We start from the raw sequence: 26387 nt of genomic DNA on the forward strand, positions 1-26387 counted from the left end.
AGGCGTTTGTTGTGATTAAAAAAGTTCTAATCGCAAACAGAGGAGAAATCGCCGTTCGAGTTATCCGCGCTTGTAAGGAACTTGATATCCAAACGGTTGCGGTATATTCCGAAGGGGATAAAGAGGCATTGCACGTACAAATGGCAGATGAAGCCTATTGTATTGGTCCTGTAGCATCAAAGGACAGTTATTTAAATAAAACGAATTTAATCACGGTTGCGACCTTAACTGAATCAAATGCAATTCATCCTGGATATGGCTTTTTATCAGAAAACGCTGATTTCGCTGAGCTATGTCGTGATAGTGGAATTACGTTTATCGGTCCTAGTCCAGAAGCGATTACTCAGATGGGAACGAAGGATGTAGCTCGTGAGACAATGCGTGAAGCAGGTGTCCCGATCGTTCCAGGATCAAAAGGAATCGTTGAAACAACAGATGATGCGGTAGCACTGGCAAATGAAATTGGTTATCCAGTGATAATCAAAGCAACTGCTGGTGGTGGCGGAAAAGGGATTCGAGTTGCATATAACGAAGATGAGTTAATTAATGGTATTAATATGACTCAACGTGAAGCAGAAACGGCATTCGGTAACCCAGGTGTATATATGGAGAAGTTTATTGAAGATTTTCGTCACGTAGAGATTCAAATTCTAGCTGATAACTATGGAAACGTAATTCACTTAGGTGAACGCGATTGTACCATTCAACGACGCATGCAGAAATTACTAGAGGAAACACCTTCACCATCATTGACTGAGGAACTTCGTCAAGAGATGGGTCAAGCCGCTGTTCGTGCTGCCGAAGCAGTTAATTATTCTGGAGCTGGTACAGTCGAATTTATATTTGACTATGTAAATTCTAAGTTTTATTTCATGGAAATGAACACGAGGATTCAAGTTGAACACCCTGTAACAGAAATGGTGACAGGAGTAGATTTAATAAAAGAACAAATTCTTGTTGCATCTGGTGAGAAGTTATCTATTTCTCAAGAAGATGTTACTTTTAACGGTTGGGCAATTGAATGTCGTATTAATGCAGAGAATCCAGACAAAAACTTTATGCCTTCCCCAGGAGAAGTGAAAATGTATTTAACACCAGGTGGTTATGGAATACGTGTTGACTCTGCAGTATATCCTAATTATAAAATCCCACCTTTTTATGATTCAATGGTCGCAAAACTAATCTCATATGGTTCAACTCGTGAAGAAGCAATCTCACGTATGAAAAGGGCGCTAAGTGAATTTGTTATTGAAGGTATTAACACGACGATTCCTTTCCACCAACGTTTGCTTGAACACGAAAAATTTGTCGAAGGTAATTTCAATACGAAATTTTTAGAGATCTACGATTTGACAAACAAAAAATAAGAGAGGTGCGATACTATTGAGTGAGAATAATATTTTAGAAATGACAAATGCATCTTCTAACTTTGGAAAAGTTGAGATTGCTCCAGAAGTCATTGAAATAATAGCGGGTATTGCTGCATCTGAGGTTGACGGTGTATCACAACTGCAAGGTAATTTTGCAAGTGGTGTTGTCGAACGCCTAGGGAAAAAGCAACATGGAAAAGGTATAAAAGTAGAATTAACAGAAGATGGAATCGTTGTTGATGTGCATGTTTTTATGAATTTTGGTATATCAATTCCAGATATCGCAAAACAAATCCAAGAAAATATCCGCGAAACATTATTTACAATGACTGGACTTGACATTAGTGAGATTAACATTCATGTTGTCGGAGTAAATTTCGAATCTACTACTGAACCAGAAGTAGAATAAAGTAGAACTAGCATCTGTAAATAAGTTATTTTGCCGATATTAAATAAATATGTTTTATGAAAAAGCTGAAGATGGATAGCCATCTTCAGCTTTTTTAAGTAGAAAAGTTTGATGATTTACATGATAAATTACAATATTAATTAGTTTTTGTAATTTTCAAGCTATCACATTTTAATAGCAAAGGTGTACTCGTAAATCAATTTTGTGCTATTATCATGTTATGTCTTGGGGGATTGTTCGTAATAATAGCAGTATAGCTAATAGTAACTAAACTGTTACTTTTAAACTTTTTGAACATCTTCTTGAAGTATGAACTTGATGAAAGGAAGAAAACAATGAAACGGAGAACAGCGAGAGAGAAAGCACTACAAGCGTTATTTCAAGTAGAGGTCAGTCAAATAGACCCAAAAGAAGCGCTTGAGCATGTGCTTGAAGATAAAAAGTCAGATGATTTTCTGGAAGAGCTACTTTTTGGAACAATTGAACATAAAGAAGATATCGATTCTTTCATTTCCTTAAATTTAGAAAACTGGAAACTTGAACGCTTAGGAAATGTGGATCGCGTCATCCTTAGCTTAGCAGCATTCGAATTGAAATATATGGAAGATATTCCGTCTAATGTATCAATTGATGAAGCAATTGAGCTTGCAAAAATGTTTGGAGATGATGATTCGAGTAAGTTCATTAATGCAGTTCTTTCGAAAATGAAAAAGCAAATTTCATGATCGAATGAGTGAACCCTGTGAGAGAATAAGGGGGTTAAAATGTGTCAACAAAACCATTTTTAACAGTTACGGCGCTTACAAAATATATTAAGCGACGGTTTGATGATGATTCACATTTGCAGGAAGTGTGGATTAAGGGAGAAATTTCCAACTTCAAATTACATAGTCGTGGGCATATGTATTTTACTTTGAAAGATGAGAATGCGCGCATTCAAAGTGTTATGTTTGCTGGGGCTAATCGATTTATGAAATTTAAACCAGAGAATGGTATGAAAGTGCTTGTTCGTGGTGAAGTATCTGTTTATGAGGCGTATGGACAATATCAATTATACGCTAAGGAAATGCAACCCGATGGAATTGGGAACCTATATTTAGCATTTGAAGAATTGAAGAAAAAACTTGAATTACAAGGATTTTTTTCCAATGAATATAAGCAGCCACTTCCATCTGTTCCAAGTCGTATCGGAGTGATCACGTCACCAACAGGTGCTGCAATTCGTGATATTTTAACAACATTGAATCGACGTTTTCCTATTGCTCATGTGACAATTATTCCAGTACTTGTTCAAGGAGAAAACGCAGCTGCATCTATTGCAAAAGGGATTGAACAGGCGAACGAAATTGGTAAGTTTGATCTTCTAATAACAGGACGTGGTGGTGGTTCATTAGAGGACTTATGGCCATTTAATGAGGAGATAGTTGCACGAGCTATTTTTCACTCTAACATACCGATCATTTCAGCAGTTGGTCATGAGACGGATGTAACGATTGCAGATTTTGTGGCCGACATGCGAGCTGCTACACCAACAGCAGCTGCAGAATTGGCTGTGCCACATATAGAGGAATTAATTGAACGGTTAAAACAACACAAGGTACGGCTTATTAGATCGTTGCGGGACCAGACTACTTATGACCAAGAACGATTAAGACGTTTACAAAAATCATATGCATTTCGTTATCCTGAAAAGCTACTTGTTCAAAAGGAACAAGAGTTAGACCGACTATTTGAAAGCCTTCAAAAACAAGCGACACACTTAGTTCATTACAAACAAGAACGGTTAACACATTTGAGGAAACGTTTGAAGCAACAACACCCATTTGAACAGCTTCAGCAAGCAATAACTCGTAAAGAGCAGACGACTCGAAATCTTGACCGAGCTTTTACTGAAATAAAGAAGGGTAAGGAGTTCGCTCTACAAACGTACCTTTCAAAGCTTGGGATGCTCAGTCCACTAAAAGTAATGGAGAGAGGGTATAGCCTCGTTTATAATGAAAGGGACAAATTAATAAAGTCTGTAGAAGATGTGAAGCTTGGTGATCGCGTGCAAGTTCAAGTAAAGGATGGACAGTTGGATTGTCAAGTATGGGGATTAGAGGAGCGTGAGCAATGATGGATGAAGAAAAATTAACATTTGAGCAAGCAATGGAACAACTTGAAGAAATTGTTGAGAAGTTAGAAGAAGGGGATGTTCCTCTAGAAAAAGCAATCACCTATTTTCAAGAAGGTATGAACATTTCAAAGTTATGTCATGACAAGTTGCAAAAGGTCGAAAAGCAAATGACCGAAATTCTACAAGAAGACGGTGAGCTTCGCCCATTTGAGATTGAGGAGGAACAAGAGTGACTCGCTCAACACTCCAAAATTATTTAATTGAAGAGAAAAAGCAAATTGATGAGTATATGAAGAAGTCAGTTGAGCATTTAACAACTCCTAAAGTGTTAAGAGATGCGATGGTGTATTCATTGGAGGCTGGAGGTAAGCGTCTACGTCCTATCCTTTTACTTGAAACGTTACGTTCCTTTGGTGGGGAATGGCAATTAGGAATGGATACTGCTTGTGCTATTGAGTTTATACATACATATTCTTTAATTCATGATGACTTACCGAGTATGGATGACGATGACCTTCGAAGAGGAAAGCCAACCAATCATAAGGTTTTTGGTGAAGCAAATGCGATTTTGGCGGGAGATGCACTTTTAACTTACAGTTTTCAACTTATAGCAGGTTCAACTTATCCTAATTTTTCACCGAATAAAAAGCTATCGATTATGAATGAGTTGGCCCAATCTGCTGGAGCGGAAGGCATGGTCGGTGGTCAAGTAGCAGATATTGAAGCTGAGGGCACATCGATTGACCTTGAGCAATTACAGTTCATTCATGATCATAAAACGGGTAAATTACTTCAATTTTGTGTAAGAGCTGGTGCTATTTTAGGGGACGCAACTGAAAAGCAATTAAGCAGTTTAACTCAATTTGCTACACATTTAGGTATCGCATTCCAAATTCGAGATGACATACTGGATATTGAAGGTGATGAAGCAAAAATAGGTAAACCAGTCGGTAGTGATACAACTTTGCAAAAAAGTACATATCCGAAACTTCTCACATTAGAAGGTGCGAAGCAGAAATGTGAAGAACATTTAGCTCTTTCACTGAAAGCACTTCGTGAGGCTTCTGTTAGTTCTGAACGGTTAGAAGAGCTCGCGAGATTTATTATACAGCGCGAATATTAATACTACATAAATTGAAGTTTAAACAAATTGAGGTTTTCTGTCATCATTGACCAGTTCACATGAAGTATAACAGATAATCCAAATTCTAAGAGATTGTGAAACCGTAATTTTTATGGTATATTGTAATTATCAATTCAAGGGTGGTGCAGTATTCTAGTCAGTCTACTATTTCTGAAGGCGGGCCTAAAAATCCGCTAAAGGGCACATCGATGAAGTTCCTTGTGCCGGCTTGAGGCGCCCAGCCTTGGGTCGGTGCTGGGAGTTAAGGTCGCAGGGCGATCCACAATGGCATGTGGGCGTTGACCCTGCTTCCGCGGAGGCCCATTCTTGTAGGTATTGCGCTAGCATGTGCAGCTTATGAAATGGGGTATGAACCTGCGATGAAAAGTTTATATGGGAAACTTTCAAGCAGCGTAGCCTGCCTTGAGTGGTGTTAGAGGGGATTATGGCATAAAAATGAATTGTACAGTAGGCCACTGTCTTTCATTTTTCGACATATGAAATCTACTCTGCAAAAGAGGCTAGGAAATAGTTAAAGCCTGTTGAGGAAAACTCCTAGACTGTTCTAATTCGGACATATAAAGAGGATTATAGTGCGGATCTAAGTGGCAATCCAGTCCAGCTGGAGGTGACTCGGCTGAGGTGAGTTTAAAGGGAAACCGCCAGAGCGGCGACGCTCGGTACTTGCTTGGGAAAACCTACTGGACCTAAGCCGCAGTTTTTACTCTTTATATGACCACCCTGTTATACATAATTTAATTGTTAATAGTAATTTGTTTTTTAAAATGAGATAACGTTTATAACGTTTGAGATAGGTGACGATCAAAGGAAAATGAAAGAGCTTTTAAGAAACTCAATCAAATTTACTACTGGTATTGCCGTTATCACGCTTGTGTTAGCGGCTATTTTTTCAATTGTTTCAACCTCTATGTTAGGTGGTGTTTCATGGGGAGTTGGAATGTTCATTGTTTTTGTGATCGTTTTCATTGGTATATTTTTCGATATGTTGGGGATTGCTGCTACTGCTGCTAACGAGGTGCCATTCCATGCAATGGCATCAGAACGTGTAAATGGCTCAAAAGAAGCAATTTCTATCGTACGAAATGCTGACCGGTTTGCTAGTTTTTGTAACGATGTTATCGGAGATATATCTGGAGTAGTAAGTGGTACAGCCTCAGCATTAGTTGTATTGCAATTAACGGTAGGTTTCGGCTATGTTGAGGACTCATTATTTAATTATGTTGTATCAGTTGTGTTTACTAGTGTCGTTGCAGCGACAACCGTTGGAGGTAAAGCATTTGGTAAAACTTTTGCTATGCAGTATTCGACTGATATAATTTTCCAAGTAGGGAAGATTTTTTACTATCTAGATGATAAACTAAATATTAAAGTCTTCAAAAATCAGCAAAAGAAAAAACGGAAAGAACAGAAACGAAAGTGAGTGGATTTTTTTATGGATGTATCTTCTATTCAGTCACCAAGTGATATTAAGAATCTTGATCATCACGAACTGATGGAACTTTCGCAAAACATCCGGACATTTTTGATAGAGAACTTATCAAAAACTGGCGGACATTTAGGCCCTAATCTTGGGGTTGTGGAGCTAACGATTGCACTACATCACTTGTTCGATAGCCCAAAAGATAAGTTTCTTTGGGATGTAGGTCATCAATCATATGTGCATAAAATTTTAACGGGTCGCGCAAATCAATTTAATACGTTGCGACAATACAAAGGGTTGTGTGGTTTTCCAAAACGATGTGAAAGTGAACATGATGTTTGGGAGACAGGTCACAGCTCTACTTCTCTTTCAGCAGCTATGGGAATGGCAGCTGCAAGAGATATAAAGGGTTCAAATGAATATATCATTCCAATTATTGGTGATGGTGCTTTAACAGGTGGAATGGCTCTTGAAGCATTAAATCATATTGGTCATGAGAAAAAAGATATGATTGTCATTTTAAATGATAACGAAATGTCTATTGCACCAAATGTAGGTGCGTTACATAGTGTACTTGGAAGGTTACGTACAGCTGGTAAATATCAAAAAATGAAAGACGATTTGGAGTTTTTATTGAAGAAGGTTCCTGCTGTTGGTGGTCGGCTTGCTCAAACAGCTGAACGAGTCAAGGACTCTTTAAAGTACTTTCTTGTATCAGGCATTTTCTTTGAAGAACTTGGATTTACATACCTTGGCCCAGTAGATGGTCATAACTATGCAGATTTATTTGAAAACCTCCGTTATGCTAAAAAAGTGAAGGGTCCTGTCATCGTTCATACATTGACGAAGAAAGGTAAAGGATATAAACCTGCTGAAACTGATACACGAGGAACATGGCATGGTGTAGGTACATATAAGATAGAATCGGGAGAACAATTAAAGCCAGCGGATACACCTCCAGCATGGAGTAAGGTAATAAGCTCAGCCGTGCAAGTAATCGCTAAAGAGGATAAACGTGTTGCAGCAATAACACCTGCAATGCCTGTTGGTTCGAAGCTTGAAGAGTTTAGAGATGAATTTCCTGAAAGATTCTTTGATGTAGGGATTGCTGAACAGCATGCTGTTACAATGGGAGCTGGATTAGCTGCACAAGGGATGAAACCATTTGTTGCAATATACTCAACATTTTTACAACGTGCATATGATCAGGTTGTACATGACGTATGTCGTCAAAACTTAAATGTTTTCTTCGGAATCGACCGTGCAGGGTTAGTTGGTGCAGATGGTGAAACACATCAAGGAGTATTCGATATTGCCTTCTTACGACATTTACCTAATTTGACTCTCATGATGCCCAAAGATGAAAATGAAGCACAACACCTTGTTTATACTGCTATAAAACATGATGATGGTCCAATTGCAATTCGTTACCCTAGAGGGAATGGGTTAGGTGTAGAAGTAGATGATGAGATGAAACAAATTCCAATAGGCTCTTGGGAAGTTCTTAGAGATGGAAATGATGTTGCAATCTTAACATTTGGAACAACAATCCCAATGGCAATGAAAGCGGCAGAACTTCTTGAAGAAGATGGAATATCTGTAAAAGTAGTGAATGCTCGTTTCATTAAACCTCTCGATGAAACTATGTTAACTGAATTATTTAAATTAAATATGCCAATCCTTACACTTGAAGAGGCTGTTCTGCAAGGTGGTTTTGGTAGTGCGGTTCTTGAATTTGCATATGATAACGGATATCAACATGCACAAATTTCTAGAATGGGAATTCCAGATCGTTTTATTGAACACGGCAGTGTGAAAGAACTTATGGAAGAGATTGGTTTAACAGAAACAGGTGTTGTTGAACAAGTACAACAGCTTTTACCAATACGATAGAAAAGGAATTGAGAAATGTCAGCAAAGAAAGAGCGACTAGATGTATTGTTAGTTGAAAAAGGATATTTTGAAACGAGAGAAAAAGCAAAGCGTTCTATCATGGCAGGGATTGTTTTTGTTGATGAACAGAGAGCTGATAAACCTGGTGTGAAAGTGAAGGACGATGTACAAATTGAGGTGAAGGGAAAGGTCATCCCATATGTAGGTCGTGGAGGTTTAAAGCTTGAAAAGGCATTGAATACATTTGATTTAGATGTGGCAGAGAAAACGGTTTTAGATATTGGTGCTTCAACGGGTGGATTCACAGATTGTGCCTTGCAAAATGGAGCAACAAAAGTTTATGCACTTGATGTTGGCTATAATCAACTCGCTTGGAAGTTACGACAAGATAGCCGTGTTGTTGTAATGGAAAGGACCAATTTTCGTTATGTCACAGAGGCTGATTTAACAGAGGGTAAGCCAAATGTTGCAACGATTGACGTTTCTTTCATTTCATTACGTTTAATTTTACCAGTATTGAAAGATCTGCTTGAAAAAAACAGTGATGTTATAGCACTTGTGAAACCACAATTTGAAGCTGGTCGTGATGAAGTTGGAAAGAAAGGAATTGTAAGAGATAAGGCGGTACATGCGAGCGTATTTGAAGAAATTCATGATTTTGCGATTGAATTAGGTTATACTGCTCTTGATGCATCATACTCACCGATTACAGGTGGAGAAGGTAATATTGAATTTTTGCTTCATCTATGTTGGCAACCTTCTGATGAACGTAAAATTAAAGCGATTTCTGTTGACGATTTAATTACAGATGCTCATCAAAACTTAAAAAAATAGAAAAAATGAGGTAACTGCTAATTGCTGTTACCTTTTCTTACGTCATTGCTGATATATTCTGATAATTCGGTAGTTATTACAATTTTTTGAGATTTTGGTGGGTAAATGTACAAGTAGTGTAAAATCGTATAACATAAAGGAGTAAGATAGGCATGAATAATATGAGGTGGAAATATGAATAAAGGTCAAAGACATATTAAAATTCGTGAATTAATTACAAATAAAGAGATCGAAACACAAGATGAACTTGTAGAAATATTAAAAAATGATGGTTTTAATGTAACTCAGGCAACAGTATCTCGTGACATCAAGGAGCTTCACCTTGTTAAAGTACCTATGATGGATGGACGATACAAATATAGTCTCCCTGCCGATCAACGTTTCAATCCATTACAGAAGCTTAAACGAGCTTTAATGGATGCATTTGTAAAAATTGATGATGCTGGTCATCTTCTCGTAATGAAAACGCTACCAGGCAATGCTAATGCCATAGGTGCATTAATTGATAACCTTGATTGGGATGAAATCCTCGGTACGATTTGTGGTGATGATACAATCTTGATTATTTGTCGTAGTGAGAACGAAACAGAATTAATTACGAACCGATTCTTAGATATGTTATAGAAGTTAGTATTCATTAGCTCATAGCAACTAGCTTATTTTTAATAACTACATACTAACAGTTCGTGAAATCAGTCTACTGACTCATTTTAAATTCATGTTGATTTCTCTCATTGGGGTAAGTAGATATGATGCATTCCCCACTTTTTTAACAGATGCGAATAGAATTGAATAAGGTGTGGTGCAACATGCTTGCAGAATTGTCGATTAAGAATTTTGCAATTATTGAGTCATTAACAGTATCATTTGAAGAAGGTTTAACAGTATTAACAGGAGAAACCGGTGCAGGTAAATCGATTATTATCGATGCCATTGGTTTGTTAGTAGGTGGAAGAGGCTCAACAGAATTTGTCCGTTATGGTACAAATAAAGCTGAGATCGAAGGGTTATTTTTAATTGAAGAAGAAGCACACCCTTGTATCCAGCTCGCTAAGCAGCTCGGAATTGAAGTTGAGGATGGACAAATTGTATTAAAAAGAGATATGACAAATAAAGGGAAAAGTATCTGCCGTATTAATGGAAAGCTAGTTACACTAGCTATTTTACGTGAAGTTGGTCAGACTTTAGTAGATATACACGGTCAAAATGAAAGTCAAGATCTGTTGAATAGTGACAGGCATTTACCTTTGTTAGATGAATATGCTCAAGGCGATATTATTAAGACATATAATGAATACACCGATATTTATCAGTCATATGCAAAATTAAAGAAAAAACTGAATTCTTATAATGATAATGAACAGAAGTTAGCTCATAGGCTTGATTTGATTCAGTTTCAATTGGAAGAGATTACTAATTCTAATCTTAAGCCTAATGAAGACGAAGAGTTAGAACAAGAGCGTATTAAAATGGCTAATTTTGAAAAGATACATCATTCATTGAAAGCGGGTTATGAAGGCCTTAATGGTGAGCAACGAGGTTTAGATTGGGTAGGGCTTGTTATGAGTCAGCTTGAGTCTGTATCACATATAAGTGAGGAACTTAAGGGGATAAGTGAACAAATTGCTAACAGCTTTTATTTATTAGAGGAAGTATCTTATTCATTAAGGGATCAGTTAGAAGAACTGGAATTTGACCCGAACCGACTTGATTTTATTGAAAGTCGATTAAATGAGATAAATTTGTTAAAGAAAAAATACGGTGTTACAGTTGAGGAAATCTTAGAATATGCATCTAAAATTGAAGAAGAAATTGATGAAATTCAAAACAGAGATACACATCTTGAAAAAATGAAACAAGAACTACAAAGTATAACTGAAGATTTATTTGTTGAAGCAAAGCATTTATCAGATTTACGAAAGAAAGCTTCAGATGAGTTAACAGAAATGATTCATCGAGAACTTCAAGAACTTTATATGGAGAAAACGGCATTCTCAGTCGAATTTAAACAGTCAGATATGAATTCTGAAATTGGTTATATTCAGTTTTACCCAAACGGCATTGATCAGGTCGAATTTTACATTTCAACAAATCCAGGTGAACCATTAAAACCACTGTCAAAGGTTGCGTCAGGTGGAGAGCTGTCTCGTATAATGTTAGCACTTAAAAGTATTTTTTCTGAACACCAAGGTGTTACGTCAATAATCTTCGATGAAGTTGATACAGGTGTAAGTGGAAGAGTGGCACAAGCTATTGCAGAGAAAATCCATCGTGTTTCTGTTGGTTCACAAGTCCTTTGTATATCGCATTTACCACAAGTTGCAGCCATGGCTGATACACATCTGTATATATCTAAACAGACGGATGAAGAACGTACAACAACGTCTGTTCATGCACTTAGTGAAGTAGAAAAGATTAAAGAAATTGGGAGAATGATCTCTGGTGTCGAGGTTACAGATTTAACACGAGAGCATGCAAAAGAGTTATTAAATATCGCCTCAAACCTTAAAGCAAAATCATTTTGATAAACTGTCCGAACTTCGGGCAGTTTTTTTATGAAAAATAGAAGATAAAACAATTATTGAAGCTTTACTTTAAGTATCATCTGCTTTTGTTTATCAATGCTAATTATTTGCTTTGAGTTTTCTTATTACCATAGTTATATTTCTGCTTCTCAAAGGAAAAAGTATAGTTACGGCATGCATTTAGCCGAACCATAAAAAAATAAGAATGTGACATATTGGTGAGGATGGAAAGCGAGGAGAGTGAGAAAATTTGAAGTTTGAATTAATAAGACGAATTATTGGTATAGTTCTCCTTGTAGTATGTGTTGCAGTCGGTTTTCATAAACAGGCTGTTGAATACCTTTCCATTCCAAATGAATTACAGCTGTTTGAAGGAGAAGTATTGCCTGTTACATCACTTCCTGTTCAAGGCAAGGTTGAGAAGGATAGTGTGTTAGCAATACAGTCAACAAATAATAAAGAACTTATGGTCGAAGGGAAGGAGAGCGGGGAAGCTGAAATGATACTGGAGATGGGAAATATTCCATTGAAGAAAGTAAATGTGAAAGTTCATCCCGATTTTAAAGTAATTCCTGGAGGTCAATCGATAGGTGTTAAATTAAATACTGCAGGTGTATTAGTTGTGGGTTATCACCTTATTACAACAGATGTAGGAAAAAGATCACCAGGTGAAGAAGCAGGTATTCAAATTGGTGACATTATCTTAAAAATAAATGAGCAACCGATTGAAGAGATGGAAGATGTTGCTCCTGTTGTGCAAAAATCTGCTTCAGAAGGTAAACCTCTTCAATTAATTGTCAAACGTGAAGATAAGGAATTTACAACGACTTTATCTCCAGCTAAAAATAAAAATGAATCTAAATATCGATTAGGTTTATATATAAGAGATTCAGCCGCAGGAATTGGAACGATGACTTTTTTTGACCCAGAAACGAAAAAATATGGTGCACTTGGACATGTTATTTCCGATATGGATACGAAAAAGCCGATAGTCGTCCATGATGGTCAAATCGTACGTTCCACGGTAACCTCAATTGAAAAAGGTAAAGGCGGTATACCAGGAGAAAAGTTGGCTCGATTTTCAAATGACCGACAAGTGATAGGCAACATAACTAGAAATAGTCCATTTGGTATATTTGGGAAGTTAAATAGTGAAATTGAAAATAAAGTATTTGATCAACCTATGCCAATTGCACTTTCTCATCAAGTTAAGGAAGGACCAGCTAAAATCTTAACAGTTGTAAATGATGACAAAGTACAACAGTTTGACGTTGAGGTTGTTAGTACAGTCCCACAAAAGTTTCCTGCAACAAAAGGAATGGTCATAAAAGTTACTGATAAACGGTTGCTTGATTTAACTGGGGGAATTGTACAAGGTATGAGTGGTAGTCCAATTATTCAAGATGGAAAGATCATTGGAGCAGTTACACATGTGTTCGTAAATGATCCGACGAGTGGATACGGTGTACACATCGAATGGATGTTACATGATGCAGGGATTGATATTAATAAAAAAGAGGAAAAACTTGCTGGTTGAGTAAGTTGAATAGTCAGGTGGAGAAAATACTCCACCTGACTGATTATTTTAGATGAGAAAAATTAGCTTGTTTTGAAAAACATTAATTTAATTACATTAGATGAACTGTTAATGGGTAACAAAGCTCATGATTTACATAAATGTATTGAAGGTTTGTTTCTTTTTTTTGGTAGTCGAAAAAGGTCGAATAAAAAAGAAACAACGTGTATTGAGGAGAGAATTTTAGCTTATATTGAAAATTTCCAAAATAAAGAGGAAAACGTATTGCATTGTCGAAAGTTTCTCCTAGAATAGATCTTAGGGACAATTTTTCTGGGGAGGAACTAAGTTTGAAAAAAATTAAAGTGTGTTTAGTAGACGACAATCGAGAGCTAATTGGTCTTTTAGACGATTTTATTGCCAAACAAGACGACATGGAGGTTATTGGTGTTGCACATAATGGACAACAATGTCTAGATATGTTGTCAGAAAAGTCACCTGATGTGCTTGTACTCGATATTATTATGCCACACCTTGATGGATTAGCGGTTTTGGAAAAAATGAGGGATTTGAACAAACCGCAACTACCTAATGTTATTATGTTAACAGCCTTTGGACAGGAAGATGTTACAACGAAAGCAGTTGAATTAGGTGCATCATATTTTATCTTAAAGCCATTTGATACAGACAACTTAATTCATCATATTCGTCAAGTAAGTGGAAAGAGTTCAACATTTGCACAACGTCCTAGTATAAGAACGTCCTCTACTCCAGTTAATCGTGAGAGAAATCTTGATGCCAATATTACTAGTATTATCCATGAAATAGGTGTTCCAGCTCATATAAAAGGGTATCTTTATTTGAGGGAAGCCATTTCGATGGTGTATAAAGATATTGAGCTACTTGGTTCAATAACGAAAGTCTTATATCCAGATATCGCGAAGAAATACAATACAACAGCAAGTCGTGTAGAACGAGCAATACGTCATGCGATTGAGGTTGCTTGGAGTCGCGGAAATATTGATTCTATTTCAAATCTCTTCGGTTATACAGTAAGTGTTACGAAAGCAAAACCAACGAATAGTGAATTCATAGCTATGGTTGCAGATAAGTTGGGGCTAGAGCATGCTAGTTGAAACGTTGAAAACTAATATTTTGATGAAAGCAAACACCTCTTTACAAAAAAGAGGTGTTTGCTTTTTGTTCCAAATTGTTTGTTTTTTTATTCAATAAACGTTAGCCAGTGCTAAATTGATTATATCAATCATTAGTTGAGAATAAAGGATAGATCATGTTGTTAGAGGTTTCACTTAATTAATATATGTATACTTATAGTTTTATATGGATGATATTCTATAGAAATGCAGGTTATAATTAGCTCATTAACTAATTCTATGTATAGATTTTTATTCTAAATGTTCTTAAACTTTTTTAGTTAAAGAGGTTTAATTGTATAAAATTTAGCCAAATTGTAGATGCCGTTTGTAAATTAATAATTTATCTCCTTCATTTATAATAGTACTCCTAATATCTTGTGATTAAATAGTCTCGTGTATATAGCGATTTGATTAATTTTTGTTATTTTATACCTATTAAAATTCAAATTAAATCCTTTTTTGTGCTTTTTCAATCATTTTTTTGGTATAAAACATCCTATTTATTAACTATTTCTATTTATGGTTTTGAGTATAAACTGGGTATAATTGTTCATAATTTGCTTAAGAAAAGGAAAAGTCACAAAGATAATGGTAAAATTAGAATATAATAGTGATATAACAATATTTGGATAATGGGATTGAGGGATTGTTTCACTAAATTTGAAATGATACGGAAGTTTATATTATGTTCTATTATGAGATATATGTAAGTATGTTCGTTTAAGGAGTATGAAGGTAATTTAACAGTATTCATGGAGAAAATTGTTTTATGGATCTCTTCTGTTTAGGTCAAAGCATTAAAAGATTTGAACTATTGAATAATTAGATAATCATTAGACTTAATACAACATAGAGATTACGGAGCTTCTCTCACATGTTTATTTCATCGAATGAGTTAGATTTTGAAGTGGAAGTACTAATGTCAGTGGAAATAAGATAGATTATACATCTTCTGTTACGGAAAGGGGTGTAAGGGATGACAATAATAAAAAACGATTATTTTGAATTAATTGAAGAACAGGAAAAATTGTTTATTAAAGTATTTAAACCGGGCTATTTAATTCAAGACTTTAATAAGTTGCTTCAATCAAATTCACGGTTAGAAATTAATAAGTTTATGAATTTACGTAAAGCATTAGAGGAAGCGCAAAAAGAAAATGTCGAAATAGGTCAATTACGTCCAATTGCCACGATTAAAGTGTCAAGAGATAAGATGCAAGTTAAAGTAAGATTAAATGAAACAGTGGATAATTTTCTTAATGATGTGAAGGGCTATAAATCATTAATCATTGAACTTTTACGAGAAAAGCAGGTCAAAGATGGTATTAAGATGGATGTATTAGATGATCCGAATATTATCATTAAAGAATTAGTTGTTGCTGAAGGATTTGAACCAACAAATGGTGATGATGCTAAAGTTCTTTATTTTGAACCATCGGTACGAAAACCAACTATTCGTGAGGATGGTAATGCTGACTATTACGATATGAATTTTATTGATGAAGTGAAAAAAGGGGATTGGTTGGGAGAGAAAATAGATCCAACGGATGGATTAGCAGGCCGAAATGTATTAGGAGAGATTTTATATCCGAAGAAAGGTAAAGATAGGCGGATTAATTACGATAAAAAGAGTGTTGAGGCGATTCGTCAAGGGAATAAAATTATTCTTAGGGCTAAGGTAGATGGTGTAATTAAATTTGTCGATGGTAAAGTTACGGTTGGAAACCACCTAACTATCCAAGGGGATGTTGGTGTTGAAACAGGTAATATTGATTTCGATGGAAGTGTCGAAGTGCGTGGGACAATACAAGCAGGTTTTTCAGTTTTTGCGACGAGTGACGTATCGATTTTAAGCGAACTTGGTATTCGTGGAGCGAAAGAGATCCACTCTCGAAATGGAGATGTGTTCATCAAAGGTGGTATTTTTGGTCAGGGTAAAACACATATCAAAGCAAAGCGTCATATTTTTTTGAAACATGCTAATGAATGCATCTTGGAGGCTGGGGAAGATATTAACATTGGCTATTATGCGATTGGAAGTCATTTGAAAGCAATGAATGTACTCACTGATGCGAAAAAGGGTAAGATTATTGGTGGACATATTCAAGCACGCGGAAAAGTTGTTTCTGCATTTATAGGAAATAGAATGGAAAGAAAAACATCTGTTAATGTAGAGGGGTTTGATCGGAATGCAGTTAAGCAAGAATTAAATGATCTGCTGCTACATTATAAGAAGCTAGTGCATGAAGTAGATGTTGCAAAACGTCAACTTGAAATCTTTGAAAATTTTCTAAAACAATTAGATGCTGACCAGCGTATAGAATATGACAAGCATGTTGCCAAGTATGAAGATCTTTTAACTCAAGTAGCTAACATTGAAGGTTACCGAAAAGGGTTAGTACGAATGCTTGAAACAAAAGGTGAAGGTCAAATTTCTATTATGCAAGATGCGTATCCTGAAGTGATGTTAGGAATTAAAGATTTAAAGAAAAGATTGCATAGTAATACTCGTGGTACATTCTTCGCACAAGGAAAAGAGATGCATTTTGAGTAACAAATTGGGGATGGGGATTTTACTTTTATATAGATAGAAGGAAAATAATTAGTAATGCTAGCTATAGAAGAATACGAACTTATTTGTTACACTGTCGAACGATCATTTCGATGGGGTGGGGGTATAAAGGGATGGAGACGAAAGATAGTTGCATACAACAATATGAATTAATGTTAACAGCAATTGATTTTTTTACACAACGATTTCATATTGAACAGTTACTTAGCTATGCATTTGATATTAGTAATCAGCTTTATGACTTCAAGGCATCGGCTCTTTTCGTTAAAGAAGGGAACCATTTTGTCTTACGAGAACAGAAAGAATATACAAAGTTACTTTATCAAATTGAATCAAATACTAAGTTAGAAGAATTGCCTATCTATCATGGTAGTGTATTAACGACCGAAATCGATCAATATTTTCATAAAGACGATATATTGACGTTCGATATGAAGTTTGTTCTGCCACTAATTAATGATACAGAATTACTCGGTTTTATCTTGTCAAACGGGATAAAGGGTAGGGAATTCACTCAAAATGATTTGAAATTTAGTGACGCCTTGATGCGTTTAATTAATCATTCTTTAGAGAACAATCAACGTTTTCTTGATTATAATAAAATCAATACTGAATTAGATCGAAAGATTTTTGATTTATTAGTTGTGAATCAAAGCACGAAAGCGTTATTGTCTGAACTAACGTTAGACTCTCTTTATTCAATTGCAACAGATGTATTTAGTGAAGTATCTGGAAGTAAAGTAACTTCATTTGGAATTTATGATGCTTTGACACAACGAGTTAAAATGACTGGTTACCGTAATGTGAATTCATTTAATCATTATTATACTGAATTTGAATTGTTGCAGACAGAATATAAGAGCTCTAACATTGTTTTGCATATTGAGAATGATCAAGATATCTTAAAAAAGATATTCAAAAATTATGAAGAGTTTTCAAGACTAGAAGCTAAGTATGTAATTCTAATAGTGAAGAAGGAAATAATTGGAGTTGTTACGATTAGTGATTCTATTACTGGTGAACCATACGGTAAAACTGAAATTGAACTCATTGAATCACTAGCTTCTACTACATATATTGGAATTACTAATGCCCGTTTATTTGAAGAAATAACGAGAGAGAAAGAAAATACGGAAAAGAAATATGGGGTATTATCAACATTAAACCGACTCGTTACAACAATTACCTCGTGTAAATCTAAAGAAGAGCTATATGAGTTGACTTTACAAACGTTACAATTAGGATACGGAGTGAAGAAGGCTTTCATTTGTGAACGAGAGTCAGATCAAATGTATAAGGTACAACATTCTATTGGTGTACCAAATATAGTTGATAAAGGTATTAAGTTTAAATCTATCATTGAACATGAGGCTGCAGCGGATACCTTTTATCAATTTACGTCCCCTAATATTGATGAATTTATTGAAAATGAATATTTTCTTGATGGTATAGATGATATGAATTGTATCGTTTTCTCACCAATTTCAGTTGTTAGTCATTTAGAGAGTGGAGGTTTCAAGAACATACTTGGATATATTGTTGTTCTAGAAACGAAAGATAATCTAAAAGAAGAAGAAGTGTTATTAATTGATACGATCGCAAAGAATATTTCACCAGTTATTTACCAAATGGAGAAAGTGTCATCTAATGAGAGTATGAATGCAACTAACGATAAAACAGAATTTATAGCAGAGTTACAAGAGAAATTTGAAGAAGCAAATTTGTTTGACATGTCATTTAACGTTTATATAAAAGAAATTAAGAAATCACCATTTGAGGAGATTGTAATTGAAGATATAGAGCTTAACCTTTCTGGCACAGATAAGTTATATGTAATTGATAATTATTTATTTGTTATTAGTTACGAAGATGAAAAACAAGGTTCATGGATAAAAGTTGAATCCCCAGAAAATCTCACACAGGTGACAATAGAACCATTTCAAAAAATAAGTTGAATTATATTTTATACTCGTTTTATAATTTATAAAAAGAGCAACGGCAAAACGCGTTTGCTCTTTTTTTGCTCTCATTTTTCAAATGTTAGAAAATACTTAGTTTATTCTATGGATTGTTTGTAGAACAGCTTTACTTATTGATAGCAAACTTATCACCTAGATTGTTTTTAGTTAAATTTGTATATGATGCTGAAAAAACTGAATAATAAAAGTAGGTATATAATCTGGCTTATTAGAGTGATGGATAAAAAATAAAAAAATATATATTTTTGCTCCTCAAAATTGTGGAATATGTTAGTATAGTATAAATTACATGAATGCTTTAGAAGATTAAAGTCTGAAAGAGTGGGTGGATAAAGGAATATGAAAGTCTCGAAGTTTGGTGGTACATCAGTAGCAAGTGCAGAACAGTTTAAAAAGGTTGCCCAAATTATTAAGGATGATCCAGAACGAAAAGTAGTCATCGTGTCCGCACCAGGAAAAAGATTCTCAGGTGATACGAAAACGACAGACCTATTAATAGAGTTTGGAGAAAAGATTCTTAGAAATGAAAATGTTGAAAATGAATTGTTAGAAATAATAAATCGTTACGATAATATTGCAACAGAACTAGGTATAAACAATGGTGTCATTGCAGAAATTACAGCAAATTTACATGCGTTAAGGGAATTAGATCGCTCAAACAATCAGCGTGTAATGGATCGAATTAAAGCAAGTGGTGAAGATAATAATGCGGAGTTATTTGCTGCTTATATGAATCACTTAGAAATTGAAGCCTCTTATGTGAACCCGCAAGAAGCAGGGATAGTAGTTAGTGATGAACCAGGTAACGCACAAGTTTTACCTGAAACTTTCGAAAATTTGAAAAAATTGAAGTTACGTTCAGGTGTTCTCATTATCCCAGGGTTTTTTGGCTACTCACCTGATGGAGAGTTAGTAACTTTTTCTCGAGGAGGTTCTGATATTACAGGATCAATAGTTGCTGCTGGAGTTGGGGCTACTTTATATGAGAATTTTACAGATGTCGATTCTGTTTTCAGTGCAAATCCAGCAGTTGTAGAGAATCCAAGAGCGATTGAGGAACTAACTTACAAAGAAATGCGAGAACTTTCATATGCTGGTTTTTCGGTATTTCATGATGAGGCATTAATTCCTGCGTTCCGTGCAGAAATTCCTGTTTGTATTAAGAATACAAATAACCCTTCTGCAAGAGGTACATTTGTAGTATTAGAGCGTAATTATGAAAAAAATCCGATTGTAGGTATTGCTTCAGATAGTGGATTTTGTAGCATTCATGTAAGTAAGTATCTAATGAACCGTGAAGTTGGTTTTGGGCGTCGATTACTACAAATTTTGGAAGATGAAGGTCTTTCATACGAGCATATGCCTTCTGGTATAGATGAAACGTCTGTAATTTTGAGGGAGCGTCAATTCAATAATAATGATACAGAAACACGTGTGATGGAACGAATTCGTTCAGAGCTACAGGTAGATAGTGTAACAATAAAACGCAATCAAGCGATGATAATGGTCGTAGGTGAAGGTATGACTCATCAAGTTGGTATATCAGCAAAGGCGACAGCAGCGTTTGCTCGTGCGGATGTTAATATTGAAATGATTAACCAAGGTTCATCTGAGGTAAGTATGATGTTTGCCGTGCAAGAAAATGATGCAGCTGAAGCAGTGCGTTCACTTTATAAGGAATATTATGGTGAAAATGTTGAAACGGATGGATTGATTCAAGAGGTATTAGAAATAAAGTAAATTCTAAACATGTTTTAATCAGTTAAACTATACGGGCGCCCTAATTGAGAGTGAATATGGTTAGTTAATACGTGATATAAATAATGAAGTTTTCAAAGACAGCTTATTCTAACGAGTAATAAGCTGTCTTTTTGTAATGTTTGAATGGAACAGTATAGTTATCATTTTGAAAGTAAACAATTAATTACTTTTTGATGTGTATTTATTTATTTTTTCGTGCATAAGAAAAAGTAGGGCTTCAATTGCTGATTTAATTGATAAAGGGGGTACAACAATGACAAAAATATTTGGTCATCGAGGTGCAGCAGGTCATTTTCCTGAAAATACGATGTTATCTTTTCAAGCTGCTTACGAATGTGGAGCTGATGGAATTGAATTGGATGTTCACAAATCTAAAGACGGTGAATTGGTAGTTATTCATGATGAAAAAATAAATCGAACTACAAATGGGAAAGGTTATGTGAAGGATCACACATATGACGAATTAAAATCCTTTAATGCAGCTGTGAAGTGGCCTGAATATTCATTTCAAGTTATTCCGAGGTTGGAAGATGTTTTGGAGTGGATAGCAAAGAAACCTCTCTATTTAAATATAGAATTAAAGAATAATGTTCTGTTTTATAGAGATATTGAAGAGAAGCTGGTTAGGTTATTACGAAAGCATAAGCTAACTGAACAAATCATTTTGTCATCTTTTAATCATGATAGTATGTTGAAAATTGCACGTACGAATCCAGAATATGAAGTAGCGTTATTATTATCCGATAAAATGCATCGACCGTGGGAATACGCAAATCGTTTGAATGTAAATGCTATTCATCCGAAATGGTATCACGTTAATAAACGTTATCTGCAACGATCGAGGCAATATAATGTTACTGTCCGACCTTATACTGTCAATCGCACAAATATGATGAAACAACTCATATTAAATGGATGTGATGCTCTCATTACAGATCTACCTGATAAAGCTGTGAAACTAAGAGATGAGTTATTACTACATTGATGTTAATAAATAATAGTTGTTTGGTCACTATATTTGATATTTTACAAAGTTATTCCAATTAGCTGCGAGTAAATTAATAAATAATATAGAATTCTAATAGTATTTAGCGTATTTTATAGTTATACATAGAAATATTTGGTTCTAAGGGGGATTTTTGTGAGGGGTATTAAAGACATTTCGATTAAAGTGAAGTTGCTAATTACGATTTTGATTTTGACACTAGTGCCATTAATGACATCGGGTTACTTAAGTCATCAAATGACGGAAAGTGGGATATACAAGTTATCCAAACAAGACCTAAATTACATCGTTAGTTTAAAGGCAGATCAACTATCACATTATAATCAAGATAAAGACTTAACGAATGAAGAGCAACAGAAGATAAAAGAACATCTAGACGATATGGTAGAACAGTATTATAAACCTCAAGGTTCGAGTGGTTATGGATATATCGTTGATTCACAAGGAACGATGTTATTTCACCCAAATCCAGAATTAATTGGAAGTAGTTTAGCGGATTATGAGTTTATGAAAACAATGATGGTGGAGAAGACAGGGTACATCGAATATGAATGGGAAGGTAAGATGAAGGTAGCTGCATATAAGGGGTTGGCAAATGGCAATATCTTTGCTGCATCAACATATTTAGAGGAAATGATGCTACCGGCACAAGCGATAAAAAATGAAATTTTCCTAATAAGTATTATCGGCTCTTTGCTTGCGTTGTTTGTAGGTGTATTTATTATTAATCAAATTACTAAACCGATAAATTCTGTTGTGAGTGCAATGAAAAAAGCTGAAGATGGTGATTTGACGGTAGAAGTTCCGATTTATTCAAATGACGAAGTTGGAAAAATATCAGTTATGTACAACAGTATGATCCAAAGATTGAAAGGAATCCTATATGAAATTCATGAGGCTTCTCATCAGGTTGCAGCTTCTAGTGAAGAATTAACAGCAAGTGCAAATGAGAATACACGTGCATCTGAGCAGATCGCTATGGCAGCAGAGGAAATCTCACGAAGTTCAAGAGATCAAGTAGAACGTGTAAGTGCGGTGGTGCATTCTATTCATGATATTTCTGATTCAATCTCTTTAACGACAAAGAATGTAAATAAAGTAAAAATAGACTCTGAGACTGCTTCGAAATATGCTCAACAAGGTTCTGTAAGTTTAAAAGAAGTTGTAGGAGAGATGTCGGAGATTACTGAAAAAGTAAAGAAGACTGAAACGGTTATTCGTCAATTAGGGAGTCAATCAAAATCAATCATGGGTATTATTACGACAATCTCAGATATAAGTGAACAAACAAATCTGTTGGCATTAAATGCAGCTATTGAAGCTGCAAGAGCGGGTGAGCAAGGAAAGAGTTTTGCTGTCGTTGCTGAGGAAGTGAGAAGATTGGCTGAACAATCGCGTATATCTGCGTTAGAAATTACAGAGTTAATTACAACAATTCATGGTGAAATCCATGAAGCGACAGAGATGATGGAACAAAGTTCAAAAGCTGTATCAGATGGAGGTACTGTTGTATCATCAGCGGGAGAATCATTTGCTAGAATTGAGTCATCCATTTGCAATGTCAATGAAGAGATGGAAAGTTTAGATAATTCTATTAAGAGAATCAATAATGATGCTGTGTCAATCGTTGAAAATTCAGATGAAATCTCTAATTTAGCAGAAGTGTCTTCTGGAGATACAGAGGAGGTTGCAGCTGCATCAGAAGAGCAGATGGCTACAATGGAAGAAATCAATAGTGCTTCCCAAGTGCTTGCTAATATGGCTGACCAATTACAAGAACAAGTCAATCAATTTAAAGTAATGTAGCTGTTGTTATTGAGTTAGTTCTTATCACGTTACACATATACGAAAAGCAGGATCCAATAGTAATAAATTCACTTGGATAATATTTTAGATAAAAAAGAAAACCAGTGTGAATAATAAATCGCGTAAGGCAGTGCGCGCATTATTATTCATCTGGTTTTTTAATTTCATTGAAATTTACGTTGTACTTTGTTACGTTTTCGGTCACGATGTAAAATAAAGCCGCCTACAAAAGAAAGGCCTGCTAAAAATAGTATAAGGCCGATTAAAAATTGTAGCCATAAGGTTGGAATTGGAGGTTGTAAAATCGCGAAAACAGTGTCTCTCATTAACTTAATTCCGAATCCTGCTCCAAAACCTGGAACTAACATAATACATAGTGCAAGTAATCGATTCATGATAGATCCCTTCTTAAACAGTTTCTATGTATAGAGCATGCTGAATTTTATACAACTTGTCAAGTGTAAGTTATTCTAAAGGATGATTGCAAACTGAAAATTGTCAATTATGATTAATCGAGCTATGATTAGACTGTGAATATTTTTGCATATATCAGTATGAAGGTTATTTCATTAAGGGGAGGGTTAAGAGTAATTGTTACTTTAATATTAATTTAATCTTAGTTTTCTGCTTCAATACATAGTAGCTTAACTGATGTGAAGTAAATACTCGTTCAAATGAAAATATTTACGAGTTTTAGGTGAAGTTTTTTAAAGTGAACGTCAGTGTGGGTAAGAGAAAGTAATTATAATGGGGAATTTACTTTATTCATGGATGAAAAGGAGATTGTTTGTGTGATTCAAAATGTCTTAATTGTTGGAGCTGGGAGTGGTGGAACGGCAATATTAAAGATGTTTAAGGAAACATCAGCGATGAATATTGTTGCAGTAGTGGACGTTAATTTAAATGCACCTGGGTTGAAGTTAGCGCAACAGTGGGGAATTCAAACAGGGGCTGACTGGCGAGATTTTTTAACAGATGATGTGAATGTCATTGTTGAGGCTACTGGAGATAATCGTGTATTTAAGACACTACTTGAGCACCGTAATAAAAAAACCGTGGTTATTCCTGGAGCGGTGGCATATATAACTGCACAGCTTATGGAAGAGAAAGAGTCGTTAATTGAAAAGTTAAAGGATCAATCTTATATGCAAGATATGATTCTAAATGCAACAAATGACGGAATGGTAGCAATTGATAAAGAAGAACAAGTTATTATGGTGAATAAAGCGGCTGAGCGTATGATGAATATTCATTCTGAGCAAATCGTTGAACAAAGAGTGAATCACTTTATTCTCAATAGTCAACTTCATCGTGTTCTTGTAACGAAGCAAATTGAAATGAATCAGGAACTGGTGTTAGAGGATGGGAGGAAAGTTATCACAACTAAAATTCCTCTACTCAGTGATGGTGGAGAAGCGATTGGAGCTATGGCTGTTTTTAAAGATATTACAGAAGTAGTCGAGCTTGCTAATGAAATAACGAACTTAAAAGGTATCCAAACAATGCTAGAAGCAATTATTCAATCTTCTGAAGAGGCGATATCTGTTGTAGATGAAGAAGGTACAGGTTTGATGATTAATCGGGCATATACTCGAATCACAGGATTAGAAAGAGATGAAATCATTGGAAAACCTGCTACTGCTGATATTTCTGAAGGGGATAGTATGCATATGCAGGTGTTAAAAACCCGTAAACCTGTTCGTGGTGTACGAATGAAGGTAGGTCCAAATAAGAAAGATGTTATCGTTAATGTTGCTCCAGTCATTGTGGATGGAAAGATTAAGGGTAGTGTCGGTGTTATTCATGATGTTTCAGAAATTCAAGAGCTTACAAAAGAACTGCGTAGAGCACGTCAAATTATTCGTACGCTTGAAGCTAAGTATTCGTTTGATGATATTATTGGAGAATCAGAAGAAATGAAATTTGCAATTGAACAAGCGAAGTTAGGAGCGAAAACACCTGCCACTGTCTTGTTACGTGGTGAGTCTGGGACTGGGAAAGAACTGTTTGCTCATGCAATTCATAACGGAAGTGACCGGAAATATAACAAATTTATTCGTGTGAATTGTGCTGCAATCTCTGAGAATTTATTAGAAAGTGAATTATTTGGTTATGAAGAAGGAGCTTTTTCGGGAGCAAAACGAGGGGGGAAACTTGGTTTATTTGAGGAAGCGAATAACGGGAGTATTTTTTTAGATGAAATTGGGGAACTCTCTGCCAACACGCAAGCTAAGTTATTAAGGGTATTGCAGGAAAATGAGATCGTTCGTGTTGGTGGTACGAAAGCTATACCGATTAACGTAAGGGTCATTGCCGCAACAAATGTAAATCTTGAAAGAGGTATGGCTGAGGGAACCGTTCGTGAAGACTTATATTATCGTTTGAATCGTTTTCCGATTCAAATTCCTTCACTTCGTAAAAGGAAGGATGATATTCCAGCATTATGTTATCATCTACTTCAAAAAATTAATCAAGATTATGGTAGAAATGTAGAAGGAATAACTAACGAAGCATCTGTTTTATTCCAACAGTATGATTGGCCAGGGAACGTTCGAGAATTAGAAAATATATTAGGACGAGCTGTTATTAATATGAAGTTTAATGAAAGTGTAATTGATAAAAAACATATTCCTGAGTTGTTAGTGAATTTGCAAAGTGAGAAAGAAACAGAACAAACAGTACATATTGGTGAGGGTAATAGTTTGGCGAAAATAGTGGAAAACTATGAAAAAAAAGTAATTAATGAAACAATGATTAAATGTAAAGGTAATAAAACAAAAGTAGCGAAAATGCTAAATATTTCAATAAGAAACTTATATTATAAGTTAGATAAGTTGAAAAATGACAACAATGACATGCAATAAACTTCATACTATGCA

Annotated in this window: 20 protein-coding genes; 19 read left to right on the forward strand and 1 reads right to left on the reverse strand. The window is 35.3% G+C overall.

The window, feature by feature from the left end:
- The first annotated feature begins 11 nt into the window (after positions 1-11).
- The 18 genes from accC to BFG57_RS00220 all read left to right on the forward strand — a co-directional run bounded on the left by accC (position 12) and on the right by BFG57_RS00220 (position 23508).
- Positions 12-1367: an acetyl-CoA carboxylase biotin carboxylase subunit gene (gene accC, locus BFG57_RS00130; RefSeq protein WP_069715422.1), complete on the forward strand. Its 1356-nt coding sequence runs from the start codon at positions 12-14 to the stop codon at positions 1365-1367.
- A gap of 16 nt (positions 1368-1383) precedes the next feature.
- Complete coding sequence (locus BFG57_RS00135) at positions 1384-1779, forward strand: Asp23/Gls24 family envelope stress response protein (RefSeq protein ID WP_069715423.1); 396 nt, start codon at positions 1384-1386, stop codon at positions 1777-1779.
- A gap of 335 nt (positions 1780-2114) precedes the next feature.
- Positions 2115-2504 (forward strand): transcription antitermination factor NusB, encoded by a 390-nt coding sequence (nusB, locus tag BFG57_RS00140; RefSeq protein ID WP_069715424.1) that lies wholly within the window; start codon positions 2115-2117, stop codon positions 2502-2504.
- A 41-nt stretch (positions 2505-2545) separates the two neighbouring features.
- A complete protein-coding gene (gene xseA / locus BFG57_RS00145) occupies positions 2546-3895 on the forward strand; it encodes an exodeoxyribonuclease VII large subunit (protein WP_069715425.1) in 1350 nt (449 codons plus the stop codon).
- A complete protein-coding gene (locus BFG57_RS00150; protein ID WP_069715426.1) occupies positions 3892-4128 on the forward strand; it encodes an exodeoxyribonuclease VII small subunit in 237 nt (78 codons plus the stop codon). Before xseA ends, BFG57_RS00150 begins: the two co-directional genes overlap by 4 nt.
- The gene (locus tag BFG57_RS00155; protein ID WP_342670261.1) at positions 4125-5018 is read left to right on the forward strand and encodes a polyprenyl synthetase family protein; all 894 of its coding nucleotides are present in this window, start codon (positions 4125-4127) and stop codon (positions 5016-5018) included. Before BFG57_RS00150 ends, BFG57_RS00155 begins: the two co-directional genes overlap by 4 nt.
- Positions 5019-5850: 832 nt before the next feature.
- Complete coding sequence (locus BFG57_RS00160) at positions 5851-6459, forward strand: hypothetical protein (RefSeq protein WP_069715427.1); 609 nt, start codon at positions 5851-5853, stop codon at positions 6457-6459.
- Positions 6460-6471: 12 nt separating this feature from the next.
- Positions 6472-8352: a 1-deoxy-D-xylulose-5-phosphate synthase gene (dxs, locus tag BFG57_RS00165; RefSeq protein WP_069715428.1), complete on the forward strand. Its 1881-nt coding sequence runs from the start codon at positions 6472-6474 to the stop codon at positions 8350-8352.
- Positions 8353-8367: 15 nt separating this feature from the next.
- Positions 8368-9186: a TlyA family RNA methyltransferase gene (locus tag BFG57_RS00170; protein WP_069715429.1), complete on the forward strand. Its 819-nt coding sequence runs from the start codon at positions 8368-8370 to the stop codon at positions 9184-9186.
- Between the two features lie 174 nt (positions 9187-9360).
- On the forward strand, positions 9361-9810 hold the full coding sequence (ahrC, locus tag BFG57_RS00175; protein WP_069715430.1) for a transcriptional regulator AhrC/ArgR: 450 nt from the start codon (positions 9361-9363) through the stop codon (positions 9808-9810).
- 185 nt (positions 9811-9995) lie between these two features.
- Complete coding sequence (gene recN, locus BFG57_RS00180) at positions 9996-11711, forward strand: DNA repair protein RecN (RefSeq protein ID WP_069715431.1); 1716 nt, start codon at positions 9996-9998, stop codon at positions 11709-11711.
- A 250-nt stretch (positions 11712-11961) separates the two neighbouring features.
- Positions 11962-13248: a SpoIVB peptidase gene (gene spoIVB, locus BFG57_RS00185; protein ID WP_069715432.1), complete on the forward strand. Its 1287-nt coding sequence runs from the start codon at positions 11962-11964 to the stop codon at positions 13246-13248.
- Between the two features lie 329 nt (positions 13249-13577).
- Positions 13578-14363 (forward strand): sporulation transcription factor Spo0A, encoded by a 786-nt coding sequence (gene spo0A, locus BFG57_RS00195; RefSeq protein WP_069715434.1) that lies wholly within the window; start codon positions 13578-13580, stop codon positions 14361-14363.
- A gap of 997 nt (positions 14364-15360) precedes the next feature.
- Complete coding sequence (locus tag BFG57_RS00200) at positions 15361-16938, forward strand: flagellar assembly protein A (RefSeq protein WP_069715435.1); 1578 nt, start codon at positions 15361-15363, stop codon at positions 16936-16938.
- A gap of 131 nt (positions 16939-17069) precedes the next feature.
- Positions 17070-18911 carry a GAF domain-containing protein gene (locus tag BFG57_RS00205; protein ID WP_069715436.1) on the forward strand — a complete coding sequence of 614 codons (1842 nt, stop codon included), beginning with the start codon at positions 17070-17072 and terminating at the stop codon, positions 18909-18911.
- A gap of 363 nt (positions 18912-19274) precedes the next feature.
- The gene (locus BFG57_RS00210) at positions 19275-20675 is read left to right on the forward strand and encodes an aspartate kinase (RefSeq protein WP_069715437.1); all 1401 of its coding nucleotides are present in this window, start codon (positions 19275-19277) and stop codon (positions 20673-20675) included.
- A gap of 274 nt (positions 20676-20949) precedes the next feature.
- On the forward strand, positions 20950-21681 hold the full coding sequence (locus tag BFG57_RS00215; protein WP_069715438.1) for a glycerophosphodiester phosphodiesterase: 732 nt from the start codon (positions 20950-20952) through the stop codon (positions 21679-21681).
- Between the two features lie 258 nt (positions 21682-21939).
- Complete coding sequence (locus BFG57_RS00220; RefSeq protein WP_425388449.1) at positions 21940-23508, forward strand: methyl-accepting chemotaxis protein; 1569 nt, start codon at positions 21940-21942, stop codon at positions 23506-23508.
- 164 nt (positions 23509-23672) lie between these two features.
- Here the strand turns inward: BFG57_RS00220 and BFG57_RS00225 are convergent, their stop codons facing one another.
- Positions 23673-23903, reverse strand: coding sequence for a DUF2627 domain-containing protein (locus tag BFG57_RS00225; protein WP_069715439.1), 231 nt, complete (start codon positions 23901-23903; stop codon positions 23673-23675).
- A 399-nt stretch (positions 23904-24302) separates the two neighbouring features.
- On the opposite strand from BFG57_RS00225, the gene BFG57_RS00230 reads away from it, so the two are divergent.
- Positions 24303-26372: a sigma 54-interacting transcriptional regulator gene (locus BFG57_RS00230; protein WP_069715503.1), complete on the forward strand. Its 2070-nt coding sequence runs from the start codon at positions 24303-24305 to the stop codon at positions 26370-26372.
- Positions 26373-26387: the final 15 nt, after the last annotated feature.

The organism is Bacillus solimangrovi (assembly GCF_001742425.1).
GTDB lineage: Bacteria > Bacillota > Bacilli > Bacillales > Bacillaceae_N > Bacillus_AV > Bacillus_AV solimangrovi.